The organism is Helicobacter labacensis, from assembly GCF_003660285.1.
GTDB classification, from domain to species: domain Bacteria; phylum Campylobacterota; class Campylobacteria; order Campylobacterales; family Helicobacteraceae; genus Helicobacter; species Helicobacter labacensis.
Map to the genome: position 1 here is coordinate 1 of NZ_QXQQ01000002.1, position 23,772 is coordinate 23,772.

General features: G+C 48.3%; 23 protein-coding genes, 1 tRNA gene and 3 pseudogenes. 14 read left to right on the plus strand and 13 right to left on the minus strand.

Annotated elements, in window-relative coordinates:
- The 5 genes and pseudogenes from EAO33_RS09690 to prfB form a co-directional block, all read right to left on the minus strand.
- Window positions 1-586 (minus strand): annotated as a pseudogene (locus EAO33_RS09690) (outer membrane beta-barrel protein); the annotation flags it as partial.
- A 101-nt stretch (window positions 587-687) separates the two neighbouring features.
- Window positions 688-1,689, minus strand: a complete 1,002-nt coding sequence (locus EAO33_RS01000; protein WP_120944140.1) for a hypothetical protein — start codon at window positions 1,687-1,689, stop codon at window positions 688-690.
- A 190-nt stretch (window positions 1,690-1,879) separates the two neighbouring features.
- Window positions 1,880-3,145, minus strand: coding sequence for a peptidase U32 family protein (locus EAO33_RS01010; RefSeq protein WP_120944144.1), 1,266 nt, complete (start codon window positions 3,143-3,145; stop codon window positions 1,880-1,882).
- A 9-nt stretch (window positions 3,146-3,154) separates the two neighbouring features.
- Window positions 3,155-3,886 carry a protein phosphatase CheZ gene (cheZ, locus tag EAO33_RS01015; RefSeq protein WP_120944146.1) on the minus strand — a complete coding sequence of 244 codons (732 nt, stop codon included), beginning with the start codon at window positions 3,884-3,886 and terminating at the stop codon, window positions 3,155-3,157.
- 52 nt (window positions 3,887-3,938) lie between these two features.
- Window positions 3,939-5,030, minus strand: a complete 1,092-nt coding sequence (prfB, locus tag EAO33_RS01020; protein WP_120944148.1) for a peptide chain release factor 2 — start codon at window positions 5,028-5,030, stop codon at window positions 3,939-3,941.
- 56 nt (window positions 5,031-5,086) lie between these two features.
- Between prfB and gdhA the strand changes: the two genes are divergently transcribed.
- Window positions 5,087-6,430, plus strand: a complete 1,344-nt coding sequence (gdhA, locus tag EAO33_RS01025) for an NADP-specific glutamate dehydrogenase (protein ID WP_120944150.1) — start codon at window positions 5,087-5,089, stop codon at window positions 6,428-6,430.
- Between the two features lie 3 nt (window positions 6,431-6,433).
- Here gdhA and EAO33_RS01030 read toward each other — a convergent pair.
- A tRNA-Arg gene (locus tag EAO33_RS01030) sits at window positions 6,434-6,510 on the minus strand.
- A 97-nt stretch (window positions 6,511-6,607) separates the two neighbouring features.
- Here EAO33_RS01030 and rpsU point away from each other — a divergent pair.
- The 6 genes from rpsU to EAO33_RS01060 all read left to right on the plus strand — a co-directional run bounded on the left by rpsU (window position 6,608) and on the right by EAO33_RS01060 (window position 11,851).
- Complete coding sequence (rpsU, locus tag EAO33_RS01035; protein WP_120944152.1) at window positions 6,608-6,820, plus strand: 30S ribosomal protein S21; 213 nt, start codon at window positions 6,608-6,610, stop codon at window positions 6,818-6,820.
- Window positions 6,821-6,829: 9 nt separating this feature from the next.
- On the plus strand, window positions 6,830-7,591 hold the full coding sequence (gene fabG / locus EAO33_RS01040) for a 3-oxoacyl-ACP reductase FabG (protein WP_120944154.1): 762 nt from the start codon (window positions 6,830-6,832) through the stop codon (window positions 7,589-7,591).
- 181 nt (window positions 7,592-7,772) lie between these two features.
- Entirely contained in the window at window positions 7,773-8,009 is a 237-nt protein-coding gene (acpP, locus tag EAO33_RS01045; protein ID WP_120944156.1) for an acyl carrier protein, read from the plus strand.
- A gap of 39 nt (window positions 8,010-8,048) precedes the next feature.
- The gene (locus EAO33_RS01050) at window positions 8,049-9,293 is read left to right on the plus strand and encodes a beta-ketoacyl-ACP synthase II (RefSeq protein WP_120944159.1); all 1,245 of its coding nucleotides are present in this window, start codon (window positions 8,049-8,051) and stop codon (window positions 9,291-9,293) included.
- Between the two features lie 8 nt (window positions 9,294-9,301).
- Window positions 9,302-10,225, plus strand: coding sequence for an acetyl-CoA carboxylase carboxyl transferase subunit alpha (gene accA, locus EAO33_RS01055; protein ID WP_120944161.1), 924 nt, complete (start codon window positions 9,302-9,304; stop codon window positions 10,223-10,225).
- Between the two features lie 84 nt (window positions 10,226-10,309).
- Window positions 10,310-11,851 (plus strand): flagellin A, encoded by a 1,542-nt coding sequence (locus EAO33_RS01060; RefSeq protein WP_120944163.1) that lies wholly within the window; start codon window positions 10,310-10,312, stop codon window positions 11,849-11,851.
- Window positions 11,852-11,861: 10 nt separating this feature from the next.
- Here the strand turns inward: EAO33_RS01060 and hemW are convergent, their stop codons facing one another.
- Window positions 11,862-12,920, minus strand: coding sequence for a radical SAM family heme chaperone HemW (gene hemW / locus EAO33_RS01065; RefSeq protein ID WP_120944166.1), 1,059 nt, complete (start codon window positions 12,918-12,920; stop codon window positions 11,862-11,864).
- A gap of 53 nt (window positions 12,921-12,973) precedes the next feature.
- On the opposite strand from hemW, the gene EAO33_RS01070 reads away from it, so the two are divergent.
- The 7 genes and pseudogenes from EAO33_RS01070 to EAO33_RS09305 all read left to right on the plus strand — a co-directional run.
- On the plus strand, window positions 12,974-13,276 hold the full coding sequence (locus tag EAO33_RS01070; protein ID WP_120944168.1) for a c-type cytochrome: 303 nt from the start codon (window positions 12,974-12,976) through the stop codon (window positions 13,274-13,276).
- Between the two features lie 90 nt (window positions 13,277-13,366).
- Window positions 13,367-13,837 carry an RNA pyrophosphohydrolase gene (locus tag EAO33_RS01075; RefSeq protein WP_120944170.1) on the plus strand — a complete coding sequence of 157 codons (471 nt, stop codon included), beginning with the start codon at window positions 13,367-13,369 and terminating at the stop codon, window positions 13,835-13,837.
- A complete protein-coding gene (locus EAO33_RS01080; RefSeq protein WP_120944172.1) occupies window positions 13,838-15,040 on the plus strand; it encodes an aspartate kinase in 1,203 nt (400 codons plus the stop codon).
- Entirely contained in the window at window positions 15,040-15,552 is a 513-nt protein-coding gene (locus tag EAO33_RS01085; protein WP_120944174.1) for a HobA family DNA replication regulator, read from the plus strand. The genes EAO33_RS01080 and EAO33_RS01085 overlap by 1 nt, the downstream gene beginning before the upstream one ends.
- Window positions 15,549-16,181 carry a DNA polymerase III subunit delta' gene (locus tag EAO33_RS01090; RefSeq protein WP_120944176.1) on the plus strand — a complete coding sequence of 211 codons (633 nt, stop codon included), beginning with the start codon at window positions 15,549-15,551 and terminating at the stop codon, window positions 16,179-16,181. Before EAO33_RS01085 ends, EAO33_RS01090 begins: the two co-directional genes overlap by 4 nt.
- Window positions 16,182-16,515: 334 nt before the next feature.
- A pseudogene (locus EAO33_RS09300) lies at window positions 16,516-16,746 on the plus strand (PAS domain-containing protein); the annotation flags it as partial.
- Between the two features lie 540 nt (window positions 16,747-17,286).
- A pseudogene (locus tag EAO33_RS09305) lies at window positions 17,287-17,507 on the plus strand (methyl-accepting chemotaxis protein); the annotation flags it as partial.
- A gap of 40 nt (window positions 17,508-17,547) precedes the next feature.
- Here EAO33_RS09305 and EAO33_RS01100 read toward each other — a convergent pair.
- From EAO33_RS01100 to EAO33_RS01125, 6 genes are all read right to left on the minus strand, one after another.
- On the minus strand, window positions 17,548-18,684 hold the full coding sequence (locus EAO33_RS01100; RefSeq protein WP_407920451.1) for a DNA methyltransferase: 1,137 nt from the start codon (window positions 18,682-18,684) through the stop codon (window positions 17,548-17,550).
- A 10-nt stretch (window positions 18,685-18,694) separates the two neighbouring features.
- Window positions 18,695-19,309 (minus strand): hypothetical protein, encoded by a 615-nt coding sequence (locus tag EAO33_RS01105; protein WP_120944180.1) that lies wholly within the window; start codon window positions 19,307-19,309, stop codon window positions 18,695-18,697.
- Window positions 19,310-19,707: 398 nt separating this feature from the next.
- Window positions 19,708-20,208 carry a ferritin gene (locus tag EAO33_RS01110; RefSeq protein WP_120944182.1) on the minus strand — a complete coding sequence of 167 codons (501 nt, stop codon included), beginning with the start codon at window positions 20,206-20,208 and terminating at the stop codon, window positions 19,708-19,710.
- Window positions 20,209-20,261: 53 nt separating this feature from the next.
- Window positions 20,262-21,374, minus strand: coding sequence for a 1-deoxy-D-xylulose-5-phosphate reductoisomerase (gene dxr, locus EAO33_RS01115; protein WP_205589472.1), 1,113 nt, complete (start codon window positions 21,372-21,374; stop codon window positions 20,262-20,264).
- Between the two features lie 4 nt (window positions 21,375-21,378).
- Window positions 21,379-22,155, minus strand: a complete 777-nt coding sequence (locus EAO33_RS01120; RefSeq protein ID WP_120944186.1) for a phosphatidate cytidylyltransferase — start codon at window positions 22,153-22,155, stop codon at window positions 21,379-21,381.
- A gap of 3 nt (window positions 22,156-22,158) precedes the next feature.
- Window positions 22,159-23,763, minus strand: coding sequence for an SLC13 family permease (locus tag EAO33_RS01125; RefSeq protein ID WP_120944188.1), 1,605 nt, complete (start codon window positions 23,761-23,763; stop codon window positions 22,159-22,161).
- Between the last annotated feature and the right edge of the window lie 9 nt (window positions 23,764-23,772).

A 23,772-nucleotide genomic window follows, 5' to 3' on the forward strand; every position in this document is an offset into this window, starting at 1 on the left:
CAGAGGTGGGGGTGTTGTTGGGGATGGAGGCGGTGGGGGGGATGGGGTAGGTTTGTTGGGGTTTGTAACTGCTAAGGGCGTTAGTAGCGCTCTGTGCGCTGGTAATCGCGCTTGTTGTGGGGGTGAGTTGGGCTTGTAAGATGTTGGTAACCCCGCTAGTTTGGTTACTCAAATACCCAAAATAACCCATAAACATCGCTTGTGCCCACCAGTTATACCCGCACACCGCATAGCCTTCCGAAAAATCCAAACCTATGGCTGGTGAATCGTAGCAGTATTTCACATTGGGACTCTTCCAATTCTTTAAGACCTCTTGCTTGTCAGAAGCCGAAGGGGTGGCAGGGGGACCATTGTGGCTATGCGCTCCGGGTACCACGCTCATAAACCACACCGGGTTGAGCACAAAGGTTTGGAGCATGTCGGGCACAAAGGTGTTGACATACGCGTCCACAAAATTAGTCGCGGTGGTGAAATCTCCCTTATTTAAAGCTTGGCTTAAAGTGTTATAGAGGCTGGAATTGGCAAAATTGCCCACAAAATTGGCATTTCCCACATAGCCATCCATGAAGTTAAAAAAACTCTCCATGCCTTTCATGGCTGTTTGGGAGCTTACGCTCACGCTTTCATGGACACAGCCCCCATAAGCGCAGTTAGAAGGACCAATATAGACATTTTTTTGGAGCTCTGCTACATTAAAGAGGGTATTCCAAATCTCTTGGGGGTGAAGCCATATTTGGCTGTGGCTTTTTGAAATTTGGCTAAGAGGCTCGTTGTCCCCCCTTCATAACCACAATTGTTGATACTACTCGCTTGGTTATTGATGATAATATCAAACACGCAGGTGTCGCCCGCGTTGATGAATGATTTACCAGTCGTGCCATTATTTAAAAAAAAGGTTTTTCCATCCGCATAGCGCACCCACTGGTTATGGAAAGCGCGCCCTACAATCTGTGTTAAGCCGGTAATTTGGCTAAGGGCTTGGCTAATGGCAGTGGTTTTATCATTGGTGAGGGTGGAGAGCTTGTTGGCGTTTTCAATGGCGATCTTTTGGTTAGCCTTGCTTAATCCTTGAATATCCCCGCTCACCACAGAAATCATATGGCTAATATCCCCGCTGAGGGTGGCGATCGCTTGGCTCACCTGCGCGGGCGTTAAGCTAGAGATATTGCCCTGCAAGATCGGGGGGAGAGCTAGGGGGGTGTAGGGGATGCCTAGTTCTTTAGCCACTTGGGCGATCTGGGTGTTGTAAGAGTCAAAGGTTTTGATCGCATTTTGCAAGATCACTTGGTTTTGGCTGGTGGAGTGGCTTAGGGCTTGCTGGTATTTTTTGAGCGCGCTCTGGGCTTGGTTGACTAGGTTTTGGTTGGCATCTTGGTAGTCTGTTAGGATTTTATTGAGGTAGTTTTGGTAATCCGTAACACTGGTGGTGATTTGGCTAAGATCACCGCTAGGGTTGGCGATATAGCTTTGTATTTTGGCTAAAAGCGTGTTGAGCGCGATCGAGTTGGGGTTTAGGCTTTGGAGCTGTTGGGCTAGGGCTTTGAGCTGGGTGATGGTTTGGGCTTGGTTAGCCTTGAGTTTGGCGATGGCGTTGTTGTAGTCTTGGAGTTCTTGGTGGTAGGCTTGGATTTCTTGCGTGTTATTGCTGGGCACACTGCGCACGCTCTCCACAGAATTACCCCCCCCCAAGACTCATCCCAAAGGAGAAAAATGGTCCGTCCAAATACGAGGCAAGGGGGTGGGCTAGCAAAAGCGTGTGCCAACAAGCTAAGACAACAACAAACCTTAGCATGGAGTTATTGTAACCATAATTGCCTTTGTAAAATCTATAAAAATTCGCTTTTTGGGGATTACAGAACACGGCGCAACGCACATTCCATCAAGACACCTCCCTAGTGCGCAAAAAACTATGTGCAGGGAGCTTGGCGGGGAGCTTGACTGGGTGGGTGTTGCCACTATGGATAGCCTCTAACTCCCTGCCATCTTGCAAGAGAATTTTATACAAGCATAGATAGTAGCGATCCTCAAAAGTGTAAATCTTGCCAATCTCATTGAGGATTGGGGCTAGATGCGCCTTGTAGGGCAAGATGATTTCATAATTGACATGGGGCTTGGTGGTGAATTTGCACAGAAAGTATTCCCCATTGTCCAACACCTCCCCATTGACTTGAAAATCCCCCTCGCTGATCGCACTCTTAAAATTTTGGGTGTCTAGGCGTTGGTGGGGACGCTGGATCAAATAGCCTTGCGTGAAACCGCGGTTTTTAAGCGTGGCTAATTCGGCTTGGTAAAGCGCGGGGCGGTGCTGGTTGTTATAATAGTCCTCTATGGCGGTGCGGTAGGTTCTAGTGGTGATAGCAGCATAATAGCTAGACTTGGTGCGCCCCTCAATTTTGAGCGCGCTAATGGCTTTGCTATCCAAGATCGCGCCAATATGGCTAGCCAAATTTAAATCTTTAGCATTGAGAATATGCGTCCCTATGCCCTCCTCTTCTTCAAGGCGCATCATCACGCCCGTATCTGGGTTTTTAATGTAATATTCATAGTCAAAACGGCAATCATTGGCACAGCTCCCCCGGTTAGGCACACGCCCATGTTGCAAGGCTGAGATGAGGCAACGCCCCGAAAAGGCAAAACACATGCTCCCATGCACAAAAATTTCTAATTCTAAATCTGGGAGGGCTTTTTTGATCTCAATCACATCGCTTAGACTCATCTCTCTAGCGACTACAATGCGCTTGACCCCCATTTCATAAAAGGCTTGCGCGTCTAAGACATTCATCACATTGGCTTGGGTGGAGAGATGGATAGGAATGTGGGGGGTGAGTTTTTGAGCCAGTTTGAGCACACCAATTGTAGCGATGATGAGCGCGTCCACCTTGCAATCGGCAAGTTTGTATAAATGCTCTTCTAAAAGTTTGATTTGGGAATTAAAAGGGAAGGCGTTCAGCGTGGCGTAAAATTTCTTACCCCGCGCGTGGGTGAGCTCCACCCCTTGTTTAAAACTCTCTAAATCAAAATTTTTAGAGGCGCGACTGCGCAGAGAAAACTGCCCTAAGCCCCCATAGAGCGCATCTGCGCCATAATCTAGGGCGATTTTGAGCTTATGTAAATTCCCTGCGGGGGCTAGCAATTCTACAGGCATACAAGGGGGTTACTTCTTCCCAAAAGCCGCGATTAATGCCTCAATGTCGCTTTCACTGGCTACACTCTCGCTATCATCACCAATGATGTAAGAGGCAGAACTCACGCGCTTGGAATCCTCAATATTGCCCTCAAACAGAGAGTTCATATACTGCGTGAGGGCGCGCATGACATTGATCACCCGTTCGATCTTTTGGCGGTGGATGTCTTGAAATTGCATGATGTCCATTGCCTGCATCGCGCTATCTAAACACCCCTCTGCGCTCTCTTGGATTCGATCGATCCCCTTTAAAATTTCTTGGGTTTCCTCTAGGGAAGTTTGGAAAGTGCGAATCAAGGGAAAGGCTTGCGCTAGGGTTTCAAAAATTTCTAAATGCTTTTGCAAGGGGGCTTTGATCTGCTTGAGTATCTTGGCGATATTTTCCGAACTCGCGCTAATGTAGTCCAGTTGGTCGAACACTTGGGTGGCTTTAACCTCCGAATCGCGCGTAACATCATCTAGCTGGTGCACCACCTTGTGCTCTTCAGTGGGAGGGGGGGGAGGCCATTCCTCAGAATCCACCTTGCCGTATTTTTCTGCCATTTTTTGATCTACCCTATAGTGTTCGTAAGCATCATCCCAAGTCTTTTCTTTTTCCTCCTTAGGGTGCGCCATTTCGTTGCGTTCTGCCTCCTTGTCCAAGGGCTCCATCGCTTCCAAGCCCCCCGCGTTGATCAAGGCATCTAATTCTTCTTGCGTCATTCACTCTCCTTGAATTTGGGCTGAATTATAGCTAAACACTTTTGCGTCTAGCTTATTGCGCCTTAGAGACGAGCACGGCTTCCATCATCGCGTCCAAATCCCCATCTAAGATCGCCTCCACATTGCTATAGGCGATCTCAGAGCGCGCATCCTTAATCTGCTGGTAGGGGGCTAGCACATAACTTCTAATCTGGTGTCCCCAGCCAATTTCGCTTTTTTCCTCTGCGCTATTTTGTTCTCTTTGTTTGTGTAGCTCTAATTCATAGAGGCGGGATTTGAGCATTTTAAGAGCCATCGCTTTATTTTTGTGTTGGCTGCGATCGTTTTGGCATTGCACCACAATGCCGGTGGCAAAATGCGTGATGCGGATAGCCGATTCGGTCTTATTGACATGTTGCCCGCCTGCCCCGCTGGCGCGGTAGGTATCAATTCTAATATCTTTATCCTCAATCACAATATCAATGTCATCATCCACTTCTGGACTCACCTGAACGCTAGCAAAGCTGGTATGTCTTTTGCCATTGGCATTAAAGGGGGACATGCGCACAAGGCGGTGCACCCCATTTTCATTTTTCATGTAGCCATATACATTGACTCCTCTAATGATAAAAGCCACGCCCTTAATGCCTGCCTCCTCGCCCTCTTGGTAATCTAGTAACTCCACCTTAAAGCCCTTGCGTTCTGCCCAACGCAAATACATGCGATAGAGCATGCTCCCCCAATCTTGGCTCTCCACCCCCCCAACACCCGGCTGGATACTCACAAGCGCATCGCGCCCGTCATGGGCGTTAGCCAACATCACCCCCACCTCCAAACTCTGCACACGCGCTTGCAAATGGGGCGCGTCTTCAAAGAGTTGACTCAAGGTGTCCGGATCCTCATCTTGCACTAATTCAAAGAGTTCGCGCGCTTCATCTAGGGCATTTTTCGCGCTCTGGTAAGTGGCTAAAAGCCGTTCTATTTTGACCTTCTCTTGGTTTTTAGAGGCGGCGCGTTCTTTATCCTGCCAAAAGAGGGGATTGGCTTGTTCGCGTTCCAAAGAAACGAGCGCGTCCTGCAAACTTTCTGGCTTGATGATTTGGGCGATATTTTGGCACTTGCTCTCTAAGTCCTTGAGTAACTCGCTGTATTGGTAAGCGTCCATGACATTCCATTAAGGGTTTTCTTGTAACATAACATTATTACTTTTAAAGGACGCTCATGTATGCCACCCAAATTTTAGAGGGGATCAAAAAAACCTACCCACACCAACGCGAGTTTCACCAAGCCGTTACCGAGTTGTTGCACTCTCTAGCTCCTGTGCTCAAAGACCCTATCTACCAAAAACACGCCATTTTAGAACGCTTAGTCGAGCCCGATCGCGAGATTTTTTTCCGTGTGGCGTGGATGGACGATGCGGGGAAGATCCAAGTCAATCGGGGTTGTCGAATCGAATTTAACGCCGCCATTGGACCTTATAAGGGAGGCTTGAGGTTTCACCCCAGTGTGAATGAAAGCATTATCAAGTTTTTAGGTTTTGAGCAGATTTTTAAAAACGCCCTCACCACTCTTAACATGGGCGGGGCTAAGGGGGGGAGCGATTTTGACCCCAAGGGCAAGAGCGATGCAGAGATCATGCGTTTTTGCCAAGCTTTTATGGACGAACTCTACCGCCACATCGGCGCGCTAACCGATGTGCCCGCCGGGGATATTGGGGTGGGAGCGCGTGAGATTGGCTACCTCTTTGGGCGCTATAAAAAATTGGTGAATCGCTTTGATGGGGTGTTGACGGGCAAGGGCTTAGATTGGGGGGGGAGTTTGGTTAGAAAGGAGGCGACTGGTTATGGCTGTGTTTACTTCGCCCAAGAAATGCTGGGGGCTAGAAAAGAAGACTTGGTTGGCAAGGTGTGTAGCGTTTCTGGGAGTGGGAATGTGGCGATTTACACCATTGAAAAACTCTACGAAGTGGGCGCACTCCCTGTAACAGCTAGCGATTCAAAGGGCATGGTTTATGATTCTGAGGGAATCGATTTAGACTTGCTCAAAGAGATTAAAGAGGTGCGCGGGGGGCGCATAGAGGAATACGCACAACACAAGCGCAACGCGCAATACACCGCCGCTAAAGACTACAGGAGTGGCACTAATGGGGTGTGGAGTGTGCCCTGCTTTGCGGCTTTTCCTAGCGCAACCCAAAATGAACTTAGCCTTACAGACGCGCAAACCCTGCTAAACAATGGCTGTAAATGCGTGGTGGAGGGGGCTAACATGCCCTCTAGCACCCAGGCTGCAGAAATGTTTTTGCAGGCTAAGATTTGCTATGGTCCGGGCAAGGCGGCTAATGCGGGCGGGGTGGCTGTGAGCGGGTTGGAGATGGCGCAGAACGCGAGCATGAACCCTTGGAGTTTTGAAGTGGTGGATCGCCAATTACGCACTATTATGAAAGAAATTTTTGAAAACAGTGCCCAAACTGCACAGGAGTTTGGCGATCCCACAAACCTAGTCTTAGGGTCTAATATCGCTGGGTTTAGAAAAGTCGCTGATGCGATGATCGATCAAGGGTATTAGAAGTGGTGTGCTCAGAGGGATTCAAACCCCCGACCTACAGGACCGCAACCTGTTGCTCTATTCAGCTGAGCTATGAGCACCCGAAACGCCCATTATAACAAAATTTGCGCAGTTTTAGGTTAAATTTTACAAAAACTTGTTAAGATGAGGCAAATCAGCAAGAAAGTAGGTGATGGCATGCCCGGGATTAAGGTTAGAGAGAGCGATAGTTTTGATGAGGCTTATCGGCGTTTTAGGAAGCAAACCGATCGCAATTTGATCGTGACAGAATGCCGTGCGCGGCGTTTTTTTGAGTCTAAAACCGAAAAGCGCAAAAAGCAGAAGATCAACGCCAAGAAGAAAATCTTAAAACGCCTGTATATGCTAAGGCGTTATGAATCCAAGCTGTAGGGGGTCTTTGTGGAATTTAGCGGGCATAATGTGCTGGTAACCGGAGCCAATCGCGGGATTGGGCGCGCTGTCGCTCTTTTGTTGGGGCGTTACCGTAATAAAGACGATCAACCCCTGAAGGTGTGGATCAACTACCGCAATGATCACAAGGGCGCAGACGCCCTAAAAGAGGACATTGAAAACTTGGGGGGGCGTGCGGCTTTGCTTAAGTTTGATGTTACCAGTGAAGAGGAGTTTGTGGAGGGGATAAGGCTCATTGTGGAGAGCGATGGGGGTTTGAGCTATTTGGTGAATAATGCCGGAATTGTGTTAGACAGGCTGGCTGTGCGCATGAAAACTGAAGAGTTTACGCATGTGCTAGAAACTAACTTGAAGTCGGTTTTTGTGGGCTGTCGCGAAGCCTTGAGAGTGATGGGCAAACAGAAGTTTGGGAGCGTGGTGAATCTCTCCTCCGTGATCGCTGAGAGAGGGAATTTAGGGCAGACTAATTACGCGGCTAGCAAGGGTGGGGTGATTTCCATGAGTAAATCCTTTGCCTATGAGGGGGCTTTGCGTAATATCCGTTTTAATTGTATCACCCCGGGCTTTATCGCCACAGACATGAATGCCGGGCTGAGTGATGAACTTAAGGCGGGCTATTTGAAGAATATCCCCCTAGCCCGCTTAGGGGAGGCTAGAGAGGTGGCGGGGGCGGTGGCGTTTTTGCTTAGCGATTTGGCTAGCTACATCACCGGGGAAACCCTTAAAGTCAATGGTGGCTTGTATATGTAGGCAAAAACCCCTCTTAAAGGAGAAACGATGAAATGGGTGTTTTTAATTTTGTTGTTGGTGATCATTTACTTCCTATATCGGATCGTAGATGTGTTGGAGCACAAGTAACCTTATTTAAGGTTGTTGAAGCGATTTTAGGCTAGAATTTCGGCTTAATTGGAAAATTTGGATAGGAGATTTTATGGCGTTGTTTGAGGAAATTCGGGCGGTGATTGTGGAGCAGTTGAATGTGAGCGAGGCGCAGGTAACAGAGGAGGCGGATTTTATCAAAGATCTCAACGCCGATTCGTTGGATGTGGTGGAGCTGATCATGGCTTTAGAAGAGAAATTTGGGATTGATATTCCTGACGATCAAGCAGAAAAAATCAAAACCGTTGGCGATGTGATTAAGTTTATTGAAGAGCATAAACTAGCGTAGTGGCGTGTTCGTCTTGGCGCATGACTGAAAGGAGAGTTGTTGCGTAGGGTTGTAGTAACGGGCATGGGTATGGTGAACGCCCTAGGTCTAAACAAAGAGATTGCCTTTGATGCCATTGTGCGTGGAGAATGCGGAGTTAGGACAATTTCTTGTTTTGACACAACGGGGTTCCCCGTGCGAATCGCCGCTGAGATCACCAATTTTGACCCCGCTTTTGTCATGAATCTCAAAGATGTGAAAAAGGCAGGTCGTTTTATCCAACTAGCCTTGTTGGCAAGCCAAGAGGCGATGGTGGAGAGTCAAATCCTTGTGGAGGGCAGATGCCCGGAGTCGTTTGCTACGAGAATGGGGGTGAGTTCGGGGTCTGGGATTGGGGGCTTGGGCAATATTGAAGCCAACTCCATTTATTGTTATGATAAAGGTCCTAGAAAAGTCAACCCTTTCTTCATCACTTCCGCTTTGGTGAATATGATCGGGGGGTTTGTGTCCATTGAATATGGCATTAAGGGTCCCAATATTTCTAGCGTAACCGCCTGCGCGGCTGGCACGCATGCCATCATTGAGGCGCACAAAACCATTCTCTTAGGCGGTGCCGATCGCATGTTGGTAGTGGGCGCGGAGTCCACGATTTGCCCTGTGGGGATTGGAGGCTTTGCTTCTATCCGCGCTCTGTCTAACCGCAATGAAGAGCCCCTCAAAGCGTCTAGACCTTTTGATAAAGAGCGCAATGGTTTTGTGATGGGCGAGGGGGCTGGGGCGCTAATCTTAGAGGAATATGAAAGCGCTAAAGGGCGCGGAGCGCAGATAGTCGCGGAGTTGGTGGGCTATGGGGAGAGTGGGGATGCCAGCCACATCACCGCACCAGCACCCAATGGCGAGGGGGCTTATCGTGCCATGCGCTATGCCTTGCAGATGGCTAGCGAGCATGGCGCAAAGGTGGGCTATATCAACGCGCATGGCACTAGCACCAGTTATAATGATCTTTACGAGACGATCGCGCTTAAAAATGTCTTCAATGGTAAAGAGAATGTCCCCCCGGTGAGCTCCACTAAGGGGCAGATCGGGCATTGCTTAGGCGCAGCTGGAGCGATTGAAGCGGTCATCTCTTTAATGGCACTCCAAAGGGGGGTGATGCCCCCTACCATCAACCAAGAAGTTAAGGACCCGGGTTGTGATTTGGATTATATCCCTAATGAGGCGCGTCCCTCTAAATTGCAGGCAGTCATGAGTAACTCCTTTGGCTTTGGAGGCACCAACGCAGTGGTGGTTTTTAAAGCCCTTTAGGTTTAAGTGTGGCAGTTTACTTAGATTTTGAGAATCGCATCAAGGGGATTCAAGATGACATTGAAATGGCTTCTATTAGGGGCGACACAGACGCACAGGACATTTTAGAGAAGCGCCTGAGCAAAGAAATTAAGAGCGTGTATGCTAACCTGACAGACTACCAACGCCTCCAACTTGCCCGCCACCCCGATCGCCCCTACGCGATGGATTATATAGAGTTGATTTTAGAAGACCGCTATGAGATGTTTGGGGATCGCCATTTCAGCGATGATAAGGCGATTGTGAGTTTTATTGGCAAGATCGGCGGAGTGGCTGTGGTGGTGATCGCAGAGGAAAAGGGGCGAGGCACTAAGAATAAACTCAGGCGCAACTTTGGCATGCCCAATCCAGAGGGTTATAGGAAAGCCCTGAAAAGCGCAAAATTTGCCGAAAAATTCAATTTACCCATTTTGATGTTAGTGGACACCGCTGGGGCTTACCCGGGGATCGGAGCTGAGGAGAGGGGGCAGAGCGAGGCGATCGCTAGGAATTTGCAAGAGTTCGCCGTGCTCAAAGTGCCCACTATCTCTATTATCATTGGCGAGGGAGGTAGCGGGGGAGCGCTGGCGATTGCCGTGGCGGATCGCTTGGCGATGATGGAATATTCTGTCTTTAGCGTGATTTCCCCAGAGGGGTGTGCGGCTATTTTGTGGAACGATCCTAGTAAGGCAGAGGTGGCGATCAAGGCTATGAAAATCACTCCCAATGATCTCAAGCAGGCTAAACTCATTGATGACATTATCTTAGAGCCCCAAAGAGGGGCGCATCGTGATAAATTAGAAGCCAGCTTGGCGATTAAAAACTACTTTCTTAACCAACTTCCCTTGATTCAGGCGCAGGATTTTTTGGCATTGCGCTATGAAAAATTGATGCGTTGCGGGGCTTTCGCCTAGTGTGGGGGTTTATAATTTTGAATTATAACCGATATAGGAACACCAAAGCAGGGACGCTTTAGGTTAGATTAACAAGGAGTTATTATGGCATTTCAGGTTAATACGAATATCAATGCGTTAAACGCCCACGCCGTGGGTCTAGTTACCCAGCGCGATTTGCGCGAGTCGCTTGAACGCTTGAGTTCGGGTTTGCGAATCAATAAGGCTGCCGATGACGCGTCAGGGATGACTATCGCGGATTCCTTGCGTTCGCAAGCTAAAAGTTTGGGGCAGGCGATCGCCAACACCAACGATGGTATGGGGATTATCCAAATCGCAGACAAGGCGATGGACGAGCAGATCAAAATCCTAGACACGATCAAGGTGAAAGCCACGCAAGCCGCACAGGACGGGCAAAACGCCCAATCTAGAAAAGCACTTCAGGCGGACATCATCCGCTTGATCCAAAGCTTGGATAACATCGGGACCACGACTTCCTATAACGGACAGACATTGTTATCTGGGATGTTTTCTAATAAAGAGTTCCAAGTGGGGGCGTATTCCAACGAGACCATCAAGGCGAGCATCGGTGCGGCCACTTCTGATAAGATCGGTCAAGTCAAGATTGTAACCGGAAAGAATATCACCGCAGCCGGTGAGGTGGCTTTGACCTTTAAGCAAGTGGATGGGGTGCATGATGTGTCTTTGGAGAGTGTGAAAATCTCCACAAGCGCGGGCACAGGGCTTGGCGTATTGGCAGAGGTTATTAATAAAAACTCTAACGCGACTGGGGTGCGCGCCAACGCCAATGTCATCACCACTTCTGACACCGCGATCAAATCTGGGAGCTTGAGTGGTTTGGTGGTGAATGGGGTTCAGATCGGCAACATTCTTGGAATCAAGAAAAACGACAGCGATGGGCGTTTGGTGGCTGCTTTAAACGCGGTTACCGCCCAAACTGGCGTAGAAGCCTATACCGACTCTGTGGGACGCTTGAATCTACGCAGTATTGATGGGCGTGGGATCGATATCAAAGCGAAATCTAGTAATGTGGACGCGCAGGGCTTGGCTTTAGACACTTTGGATGGGGGGCAAAATATCACTCAGGGGTCTTTGAACTTCGGGCGGCTTTCTCTAGTCAGACAAGACGCTAGGGATATTTTGGTGGTTTCTGGGGCTAATGTGAGCGCGTCTGCTGGCTATGCGGCTATCGGGTTTGCTAAGGGTGCGCCCGCTAGCACCACGGTTAACCTTAGAGATGTGCTTGGGGAGTTTAACCAAGCGGTGCGTTCAGCTTCTGGGGCTAATTACAATAAAACCCTTGCGGCTGAAAATCTCACTTTAGGCTCTGGGGTAACCACTTTGCGCGGCGCGATGGTGGTGATGGACATTGCCGAATCGGCGCAAAAAATGCTCGATAAAGTGCGCTCTGACTTGGGTTCTGTGCAAAACCAAATGGTGAGCACGGTGAACAATATCACCATCACCCAAGTCAATGTGAAAGCCGCTGAATCACAAATCCGCGATGTGGATTTCGCCCAAGAGAGTGCTAATTTCAGCAAGAATAACATCTTGGCGCAGTCTGGTAGTTACGCGATGAGTCAGGCCAACACCGTCCAGCAAAATATCTTGCGCCTTTTGACCTAGGGGCGCGTGCCTAGTGGCTTAGCCATAGGGCGATCTCATCAGCCAAAAAAAAGTCTTGGGCAATGAGTCGCCCTCTTTCCAAATAGCACACTTTTTCTTCTAGCAGGGTTTTGACTTTCTGGGGTGCTAGCAAATCGGTGCTAACCCCCAAATTGCAACGCAAACCCAAAAACAAGGCTTCTAACTCCAAATCCGTGGTGCTCAAGGGCTCCTTGTGGGTGTATAGAGGGTTGGCGGTGTAGCTTGGCACACTTTTGAGTTTATAGAGGCGTGTTTGGCCTACGCGCCCCACTGCGCCCGCCCCACAGCCCACATATTCCAACCCCCCCCAATAGCCTAAATTATGCAGGCATTGGTAATTTCTAGCGTAATTAGACACTTCGTAGGGCACAAACCCCCCTGCGATCAAACAGGCTTGCATGTGTGTGTCTAGGCGGGGCAGTATCTCTAGGGGGGTGTGAGCTAATCTGCTTTGATCCTCTAAAGTGAGACTATAGGCAGAGAGATGATCGATGGGTAAGTTAGAAGCCTGGGCTGCCTCTTGTTCCAAACTCTTAGGGGTATCTAGGGGGGTGTTGTAAATGAGATCAATGCTCAAATGTGCGATGCCACTTTTAGAGGCGTATTCTAAAGCCTTGTAAACATTGTCAGGGTTATGATCGCGTTGCAAAAAGCGTAACTTGGGTTCTAAGAAACTTTGCACCCCTATGGACAGGCGCGTCATGCCAAAATTCTTAAGCGCAACACACCACTGCAAAGAGAGTAAATCCGGATTGGCTTCTAGGGTGATCTCCACATCGGGGCTTAAGCGCGCGTGGCTGGTGATGGCATTAAAGATCTGTTCGTAGTGTTGGATGCCCAGCGTATTGGGCGTGCCTCCCCCGATGAAAATAGATTGCAAATATGCCCCTTTTAGGGACGCGCTTATATCCTGACAGAGTGCCTTGACATAGCCATCTTTGAGTCCATCTAGCCCGCTAAAGGAGTTAAAGGCGCAATACCCGCATTTGCTTTGGCAAAAAGGGATGTGGATGTAAAGACTTTCGGGGGGAGGGCTGGTTTTAAGCATGGCTTAATCCTTGAAATAATACCATTATGGCATATTTTGGTAAGGAGTTGGCTATGAAGAAAGTGGTGCTTTTGGGTGCGCTTGCAGGTTTGAGTTTGCTTTGGGGTGCTGATGCGGCGGTGTTGGTGAAGAAATGTGCGGGTTGCCATGGGGCGTCTATGGATAAAAAGGCTTTTGGGAAAGGGCATGTGGTGAACACTTTGGATAGTGCCACCATCAAAGAGGATTTGATGGGATATAAGGCCGGCTCGCTCAATCGCTATGGTTCGGGGGCGATCATGCATAGCCAAGCCAAAAATCTCAGCGATGCGGATATTGACGCGTTGGCAAAATACATCCCCACCCTTAAAAAGTAAATGGGCTGGAGGGGGTTTTATCTGCACTTTAGCCCTGTGTGTTATAATCTCTTAGCTTGGTGTTTTAATGGCACTGATAAAGGATTACACATGGAGACGCAAAAGAGTTATCGTCCTAATGTAGCTGCTGTGGTGCTCTCCTCTTGTTACCCTAGGGATTGCGAGTTTTTTGTCGCCCAACGCATTGATATTCAGGGGGCGTGGCAATTCCCTCAAGGCGGGATCGATCAGGGCGAAACTCCACTCAAAGCCTTGTATCGCGAATTACTAGAGGAGATCGGCACAAACGCTGTAGAGGTGATCGCAGAATACCCCAAGTGGATCACTTATGACTTCCCTCCCACGATGACTAAGAAACTCTACCCCTTTGATGGGCAAAAACAACGCTATTTTTTGGTGCGCCTGAAAAGTAACACCTCCATTAATATCCAAACTCCCTCCCCCGAATTTGATCGTTACGAATTTGTCAAACCCAAAGAGCTCTTTTCTAGAGTGGTGCACTTCAAACGCCAAGTGTATCGCCAAGTCATTGGCTACTTTAGACAACAAGGGTATTTGTAAGTGCTGGTGGTGCAAAAATTTGGGGGCAGTAGCGTGGGGAGTTGCGCGCGTATCCAAGCAGTAGCCCAGAGGGTAGCCCAAAGCAAGGCGCGTTTTGAAGATGTAGTGGTGGTGGTTTCAGCTATGGGGGACACCACAGACGATCTACTAGAACTCGCGCATGCCTTTGGTAACAAACTCAACCGCAGAGAATTGGATCGCCTGCTCAGTAGTGGCGAACAGATTTCTAGCGCGCTTTTGGCGATCGCCTTGGAGTCCTTGGGGCAAAAGGCGTATTCTTTGAGTGGCAAAGACGCGGGGATTTTTACCGACATGCACTTCACACGCGCGCAGATTTTAGAGATAGACACCGCGCGTATCCAAGATTTATTGGCGCAAAATTTTATTGTGGTAGTGGCGGGCTTTCAGGGGGTTAGCAAGAGTGGGGAGATCACCACCTTGGGGCGAGGGGGGAGCGATTTGAGCGCGGTCGCGCTGGCTGGAGCGTTGCGCGCCCACTTGTGTGAGATTTACACCGATGTAGATGGCATTTACACCACCGATCCGCGCCTTGTGCCCAAGGCTAGCAAGATCGCCCAAATTAGTTACGATGAAATGCTGGAGTTGGCTTCTATGGGGGCTAAGGTGTTATTTAACCGATCTGTGGAGCTGGCTAAAAAATACAATATCCCCTTGATCACCCGTAATTCTTTTAACGATAACCCGGGCACTCTCATCACCTCAGAGGAGCAAATTGTGGAAAAACCCATTGTGAGCGGTATCGCCTTGGACAAGGATCAAGCGCGGGTGAATATCATTGATGCGTGCGATTACCCCGGGATTGCTGGGGAAATTTTTGGGCTATTAGCCGAAGCCAATCTCAATATTGATATGATTGTGCAAACCATTGGGAAAAATGGCAAGACCAATATCAATTTCACTCTGCCCGAAGAAGATGTCGAGATTTGCCAACGGGTGTTAAAAAATGTGCGCGATATTGGTTCTGTGGAATGCGATCGCCAAGTGGCTAAGGTGTCTGTAGTGGGGGTGGGTATGCGCTCACACTCTGGGATCGCCAGCGCGGCTTTCAAAGCGTTAGCTAGGGAGAATATCAATATTTTGATGATTAGCACCAGCGAGATCAAAATCTCTGTGGTGGTGGAGGTTTCCTTAGCCGAGCTTGCCTTAAAAACCCTGCACAAAGCTTTCAAACTAGAATTGTAATGGAATTAGCCCGCCGTGCTTGCCAAATCCTGCAAGAACAGCATGCCAAGTTGGGGCGTGCATGGTTCCAATCCTATGATTGGGGAGAATTTGCCAAGGGTGTCCGCCATATTTTAGAAGGCGGGAGTGTGTTGCTGTGCGTGGATCAAGAGCGCGCTTGGTTTAAACACTATGTGTTAGCGCATCTGAACGCCAAGAAATTGCGCCCTCTTGTGCCCATTGTAGATGGTTTATTGGGGTATGCCCCCTTGTTGCCAGATTCGCGTGAATGGCCTGTGATTGGCGATCTCTTGGATTTGACTTACCGCAATTACATGTTTTGGTATGTGGGTAAAGAAGGGGATTTAAGCGAATGGATTTCTAATAAGGCGCATTTTTTGTGGCTATTAGACGCTAAGAAGGGGCTATTAAGCGCACAAGACCCCTTACTAGACCTCAAATTGCTCCAACTCTATCGGGTGTTTGAGAGTGTGCTATTTGAGAGTATGTTAGGGCAGTTGGGTTCACAATGAGTAACACCCTTATTCTTGCCAATGCTCCCAAACAAGAAGCCCTAGACTACAAAATGCAATTAGAGGCGCAAGCCCAAAGCCCACTATTGGTGCAAATGTGCCTAGAAGAAGAACTCAAAATAGAGCACGCCCAAGAGATCAAGCGCACCTGTGTGCTAAGTTACCCCGGGCAAAAAATCTATATCGTTGCCGCGCACCATTTCAATGTCTTTGCCCAAAACGCCTTGTTAAAAATCTTAGAGGAGCCCCCCGCTCACACCCGCTTTGTGCTCATCGCCAAGCACAAACACGCGCTTTTACCCACTATCCTCTCACGCCTAAGCTGTGAGGATCGGCGCGCCAAAGCCAGCCATGCGCGCTTTGGCTTAGACCTTTGCGCCTGCACTTTGGGTGATATTTACACATATTTACAGGATTTGGATAGAAAAAATCTAAGTCCCGAGGAGAGCAAACTCCATATCGAAGCCTTTTTATTCGCCTTGCACGAAAGCGCGATCCCCCTAGATTTGGACTTATTGCACAGTGTGGATCAAGCCATGCATGCTAATTATCTCTATTATCGCCCTAGCTACAATCTCTTACCTCTACTCTTAAAGGTGTTAGAATTAAGAGATAGCCGACAATTTTAGGATCAACCCCTTTAAAAGGACTTTGATGTTTAGCAAACCCTATGTGTTATTTTTGCAAGATTTAGCCTCTACTTTGCGCCAAACTCCCCTAGACACCTCCGCACTCTTGGCTCTGCCCACCCCTTGCCCTGAAGCCAAGCAGGTTCTAGAAGCCCTAGCTCAAATATTTAATAAGCAAAGCGCGCAATTAGAACAAGAACAAGAGAGTAAAAGGCGCATACAAGAACAAGACAAAGATTTAGAAACCCTCAAGCAACGCCTCTACATCGCTGAGAACATGTGCGAAGCGAGCGGAGATGGGCTGTGGTATATGCACTACCCTAGCGATGGGCAAATGAAACCAGAAACGCCCTTTTATTGGTCAGATAAGCTCCGCAATCTCTTGGGCTTTTCTACTGAAGAGGAGTTTCCCAATGTGCTTAACTCTTGGATGGCAAGGGTGCACCCTGAAGATTTAACGCGTGTCCTATCTCTCTTTGAGAGTGCGCTCAAAGACAAGAGCGGGAAGACCAATTATAGTGCTATCTATCGGATCAAGACCAAACAGGAGGTTTACAAGCATTACCGGGCTACTGGATTAGCCAAGCGCAACGCCCAGGGCGATCCCATCTTCATCGCTGGAGCCTTGCAAGACATTGAGGAGCAAATACATAGTCAGGAGGAATTAGACAATATCGTAGAACGATTCACTCTATCTCTCTCTCTCATCTCCGATCGCATCTTTGATCTATGCTTGCAAGAAGATAACTTACTCTCTGCAAATAACACCTGTTGGTTTTCCCCACGCCTAAGCGCAAGGGTGGTGGGTAAGCAACACCCCCCTTCCTTGCAGTCTTTACTCTCCTGCTTTTCTACAGAGAGTCAACCCCTCTTTTTAAACACCCTAGAACAGATCGCCAAAAGTCTAGCCTCACATAAAACCCCCGATCCCATCAAACTAGAGCTCACCCTCAAGCACCATGACAACCAACAATTCTACACCTACGAATTTCAAGCCACAGGGATTAGCAAGCAAGTGGAGGGGGTGAATACAAGGCGCATTGTGGGCGTGCTCTCCAATATCGAGGCGCAAAAAAAGCAGGCAGAGTTTTACGCCAAAGAGGAGGAATTTAACCACAGAACTCAGGAGAGTTTGGATAATATCGCCCAAATCATCTCTAAGATCGATGGCATCGCCAAGCAAACTAATTTGTTGGCTTTAAACGCCGCCATTGAGGCGCGCGCGCAGGCGAGCATGGACGAGGCTTTGCGGTGGTGGCTGATGAGGTGGGGAAGTTAGCCAACAAAACCAGCGAAGCCACCAGCGAGATTGGTGCTCTACTCAAACCCGCGCATCTATAAGGGGTTCAAAAAGGCTAAAAAAACCTTAGGAGATGTCTTCAAACAGACTATAAGAAGCCTTTAGTTGTTGCAAGCGCAAGCGCATGATATTGGCGATGTGGGGTTCTAAACCTTCAGCCCTTAGGCGCGCGCATGCTAAAGGGTTGTTTTTGATAGGCTCTTTGTTTTGGCACAGATAAAAGCAAAGCCGGGCATCTGTTTGTGCGTTGAGTTCTAGCACCGCTTGTGCGCTACTGCCTGAGCCAGCAAAAAAATCCAACACGATAGAGTTTTTGGGCGTGCAACAAGAGATGAGATATTTGATGAGCGCAACGGGTTTAGGGGTTTTAAACACCCCGCGCAAACCTAGTTTTTCCAAGTCTTTTGTGCCCTGTCGACTGTAGAAATCCAGCACGCTTAAGACTTTGTCTTTAGATTCCTTAAGATAGTGTTTTTCATAGGGGCGTTTGTTTTTAAACACAAGCTTACCTGCGTCATGCAAGGCTTTGAATTTAGCATCACTGCACCATCCCCTATTTTTTAAAGGCGCTAAGAAAAGCCCAATTTCTGTCAAACGCACTTCTCTAGGCGCGCTAGGCGTGGATAAGTCTTTAGCGAAGTAGATTTCACCTGAACTATCCACTAGGTTATAATTCTTTAAAAAACGCAGGGCACTTTGCTGGCTTAGAGTGGCGATGTTTTGTTTGAGAATTTCTTGGGCTCTGTGTTGTCCGTGTTGCTTGAAAGCGCTTTTAACACAGCGCATGAGCGCTTGCAAGGGGGCTTGATACATGGGCATCTGCACCCTTAAACTCTCAAAACGCGGGGCTTTACTCTTGTCTTTGGCGTAGCTTAAAACATACTCGTGGATTGTGTTGATGTGTTTAGCGTTGCTTCGAGTAGCTTGCTTGGTGATGAAGACCCCTAAAAAATTTTGCGCGCCATAAACGCCATCTAGAATGAGTTTAAGAGTCGCCATTTTGTGATCATCAATGGAAACGAACAAACAGCCCTGATTTTTAAGCACGCCCCTAGCTGCCAGTAAGTGCTCTTCGATCCACCTCTCATAATTTATACGGCGATCGTGGTATTCAAATGCGCCCTTGGTGTTGTAGGGGGGATCGATGTAAATAGTTTGCACGCTTTCATTTTCTAGTCGCGCCAAACAATCTAGCGCATCCATCATAAAAACCTTATGCCCCATCAAATGAGTCTCTAAATCGAGCGCCATACTTGAGTTCGAGTAAATTCTGGCATCTTTGCTGATCTGCAATGGGTTTAATACGGAATGCATAATCCTTAAGAAGTTTTAGAACGCTAATGGTTTGTGTGGATCGCCTCTGGGCTTGTTTGCACTCCACAATTTTGCGCTCTAAGTATTCCCCTATGCCTTTGTGTCGTCCATAGACAATAAACAGGAGTTCAGCCATCGATTCCCACACTCCCACAGCCAAAGTCGTTCGATGGTCTTTAAATACCCATGCCTTTTGCAAAGTTGTGTCGTTGAAGGTGGCACTCCAACTTTGGCTAGAAAAAGAAACCTGTTTAATCTCTAAAAACTCCGCACCTTGAGCTTTTTTAGCGTCCAGTCCATGTTTATCTGTATTGATACAATCATAACCCAAATACAGCGCGATCATGCTATCTCTTAGCTCATTTAAAAAAGAGTCATTGTCGAGCTTATTGTATTGCCGTTGTATATCCGCGATCTTGCTAAGGGCTTTATAACCCTGTAGCACAAAGCTACGATCTATAGGAACAAAGCAACCCTTATCAAACAAGGAAGAATCACTACCAACTGTGCTCACAAAAACCCCACATCGTGTTCTTGTAGAATGTAGTGAGAAATGTTAAATGCAACCTTAAATCCTAGATGCGCACGGAGGGCGACACTCCTCAATCCAAGTGGCGATCTCTGTTTGGAGTTTTTGCTTGCGTGTTTCTAAATCCATGCGGGTTTATCCTTGTTGCAAGTCTCCACAATAAGGTATCCACCATGAACGCTTCTGATTGGGCAAGAGTCCGGGGGCAAAGAAGTGCCAGAGCAGATCGCTGGCGTTATTTAGGTTATAGAAATCCTTGTTTGAGCCCCCTAGTTGGCTTTGGAGGGGGCTACACACATCTGCATAAAAATCTGTGCTCGGAGTGCTGGCACAATACTAAGAGCAAACCCCCCTGGGAGGCTTACCAAGGGAGGCACAACAGTTTAGCTTTTGTCCTTAGCCAAAGTGCGGATGTATTGATCGGCCAAATACAAGCCATGCCCGCTCTCGCCCATCAATTTGATCTTGTCTAAGATGTTTTTGAAAAGCACCTCTTCTTCGTGCTGTTCGGCCACATACCATTGCAGAAAATTGAAAGTGGCGTAATCTTTGTGCGCCAACATGTGATCCACCAAGGTGTTAATGGAATGGGTGATGTGCTGTTCGTGTTTGTAGGCCTTTTCAAAGACTTCTACCAAATTTTTAAACGCATGTTCGGGGGCCTTGACTTCTTTGAGCTGCACGCCCACCTCATTTTCGTTCAAATAGGTGATGATCTTGGTGGCATGGGCGTATTCATCGCTGGCATGTTCAAACAAGAACAACCCCGCCCCATCAAAGCTATGGGTATAGCACCATGAGCTCATGCTCATGTACAGATTGGCAGAGAAAAACTCATCCATCACTTGGCTGTTAAGCAACTTGACTGATTCTGAAGGCAACATGGAAACTCCTTTATAAGTTTGTATCATTATTATAGTATAAATGAGAAATAAAGTCAAGGCTTTAGGGGTAAAACTGTGGCAAAAACACGCACCTGTTGATCCAGCGCGCTAATATCCTCTAAATTAGCCACATCATTTACCTCTTTTTCAAAGCACGCTAGGCTTTGCTCTACCACTTGGACGATCCCTCCAAAATGGATTTTGCCCTCTATAAAGGCTTGGGTAGCCACCTCTGCGCTGGCATTGAGCACCACGCCTAATTTAGGATTCTCTAATAGGGTGTCTTTTAAAGCCCATAGGGGATATTTGCGCGTGTCTATGGGCTCAAATTGCAAGGGGGGCAAAGCGCACAAATCTAGGGGGGCGATATGGGCTTGTTGGCAGGCTTGCTTGGGAGCTAGAGCGTGGGCGATGGCAAGTTTCATGTCTGGAGTGGAGAGCTGGGCGTGCAGACTTTGATCTTTAAAGCGCACAAGGGCATGCACGCTAGAGGTGCGCTCAATATAGGCATCAATCGCCTTTGTGTCAAAGAGCCAACGCGCCTCCAACACCTCAAAAAGCTTATTGAGCATGTTAGCCGCATTGATAGTGATATGCGCGCCCATGTCCCAGTTGGGATGTTTTAGGACTTTTTCTAGGCTTTGGTGGGGGATTTGCTCAGGGCTTAAATCGCGCAACGCCCCCCCGCTCGCGCTCAAATAGAGTTGCGCGACCTCTTGAATATCCCTACCTTGTAGCAAATTCCATAGCCCGAAATGTTCGCTATCAATGGGGATCATCTGCGCGGTGTCTAAGAGCCAACCTGCTACGACTAAAGATTCCTTATTGGCTAATGCAAGGGTTTTATTCTGTTTAAGAGTGCTCAAAGTGGGCTTTAGTCCAGCAAAGCCGCTTAGAGCGTTGAGCACTACTAAAGAGTGGCAAGCCTGCAACATCTCCTCTAGCCCTTGCGTGCCAGCAAAAAGGGCGACTTGAGGGGGCAAATCGCGCAAAAACGCCTTGCTAGGCTGGGGTAAAAAGACTTTTTGGGGCTTATGGGTGTGGATTTGTTGCAATAATAAGGCTTCATTGCGCCCACCACTCAAAGCCTCTAGCTCAACTTCTAAGTTTTGTGCCACCTCTAGGGCTTGAGTCCCAATTGAGCCCGTGCTCCCTAAAATCACCACGCTTTTAGACATGGGAGAAGAAGAGTAAAAAATGCAAGGCTATCCCTCCAAAGAGCATCGCATCTAAGCGATCTAAAATCCCCCCATGCCCGGGCAAGCACGCCCCGCTGTCTTTAACCTCAGCTTTGCGCTTGAGATAACTCTCAAAGAGATCGCCTAAAATCGCGCTCAAGGCTACCACAACACTCACCCCCAACGCCCATACAAAACCCCCATGCCACATACCTGCTAACCCCCCAAGCACGCTAGATAAACCTAGACCAACAAAAGAGCCCTCTAGGGTTTTTTTGGGCGAAGTGGGGCTTAGAGGGATTTTACCTAACAATCTGCCTCCAAAGTAAGCCCCCACATCAGCCACCACCACGACCACCACCAGCCACACCACCCCGCGCACCCCAAAATCCTTAAACAAGGCTAAGAGCACCACAAAGGGCAAGGTGGGGTAAATGAGGGGTAGCACCTGCGCTATAGGCTTTGCCCTAAAGGCTAAGACACCTGCAAAAAACATCCCCACACATAACGCGCTCTCAATAGGACGCGGGCTAATATAAGCAAACCCCCACACCCCCACAGCCAGCCCATAATGCCAAAAAGCAAAACTAAGAGAGTGAATCTTTTCATAAAGACGCAAGGATTCATAAAACCCTAGCAAATACACCACACCTAGCACCGCCCAAAAAACCCACATATCCTGGCTCAATAGCACCACCACCACAAGCGCGATCAAGAGCACTCCGGTGATATAGCGCGTTTTCTCCCCCTTCAATCTAGAAAAATCCATCCTCTAACTCCCAACAAAGATTTGCCCTACAAAGGCGTAAGCGATCGCACTAATGAGCACAATCCCTAAGAGATTGAGCCATAGCCCGGCTTTGATCATCTCTTGGATACGCACATAGCCCGAGCCATAGGCGATTGCATTAGGTGGGGTAGCTACAGGCAACATAAAAGCGCAAGTGGCGGCTAAGGCTACAGGAATGGTAAAAAAGAGGGCTTGAGAGTGTTCATAGCCCAACCCTAGGGCAACTCCCCCAATCACGGGCAAAAAAGCCGCAGCCGTGGCGGTGTTGGAGGTGATTTCGGTTAAAAAGATGACTAAAGTTGTTACTAAGACAATCAAGAGCAATAGCGGGAGATGGGATAAATGCGCCACTTGATGCCCAATCCATAGAGATAGCCCACTTTTGCTAAATTGCGCGCTTAAGGCTAGCCCCCCTCCAAAGAGCAAGAGCACATCCCAGGGGAGTTTTTTCATCGTCTCCCAGTCAATCAGGCGGGTTTGTTGGGTAGGAATGATAAAAAGCAAAGTCGCCACACCCATCGCGATAATGGAGTCCAAATTGGCGATCTTAATCCCCATAGAGTGTAAAATGCTACCCAAAAAAATCCAACTCAAGCACGCCAGCACGAATAAAGAAGCAACCCAGATCTCTGCTCCACGCATCGGTCCTAGCTTTTGCAACTCCTCAGCGATCACCTCCTTACCCCCCGGGATTTCTTTGATCTTGATAGGGAAAATGACAAAGGTCAGCAAAAACCACGCCCCAAAGAGCATAAGTAAGGCGATGGGCACACCTAAGATCATCCAGCGTCCAAAACCAATTTTTAGATGAAAGGCTTCTTGCATATAGCCAGCTAGTAGGGCGTTGGGGGGCGTGCCAATCAAGGTGGCTAGCGAGCCAATAGAGGCGCTATAAGCGATGCCCAACATCAAACAAATACTAAAATTGGTGCGATAAGTGGGGGTGGGGGATACCTCTTTAGTTTTGTGCATGATGGTGTGCAACGCCCCGCCATGGGTGGACTTGTAAGAGAGAGGGTCATCTAGGGATTGGGCTTTGTTAGGGTGTTCTTGCTCTTTGAGTAGTTTAGCCACAAGACTTAGCACACTCAAGCCCACGGGCATCATCATCACAGCAGTCGCTGTATTAGAAACCCACATAGATAAAAAGGCGGTCGCTAACATAAAACCGGCGACTAAGGCTCTAGGGCTTGTCCCCACAAGTAAAATAATTCTAAGCGCGATACGGCTATGTAAATTCCAGCGTTGCATTGCCATCGCCAGCACGAAACCCCCCATGAATAAAAAGATGATCGGACTCCCATAAGAAGCCCCCACTTCTTTAAAGCTTGCCACACCCAGCGCGCTAAAGAGCACTAAGGGTAAAAGGGCTGTTGCCACCAACTCGATGGCTTCACTCATCCACCAAGCCCCCATTAAGATCGCCACCCCCGCCACAATGGGCAAAGAATCTAATTTGAGCCCGGGTTTAGTGAGGACATGTTTAATAACATCTAAATGCGCGCTAAGGGCGTAATACACTCCCAAAGCCAGCACCAACCCCCCCCAAAAACCCACCCACGGCACACTGAATTTAAAACCCTTCATTGAGCATCC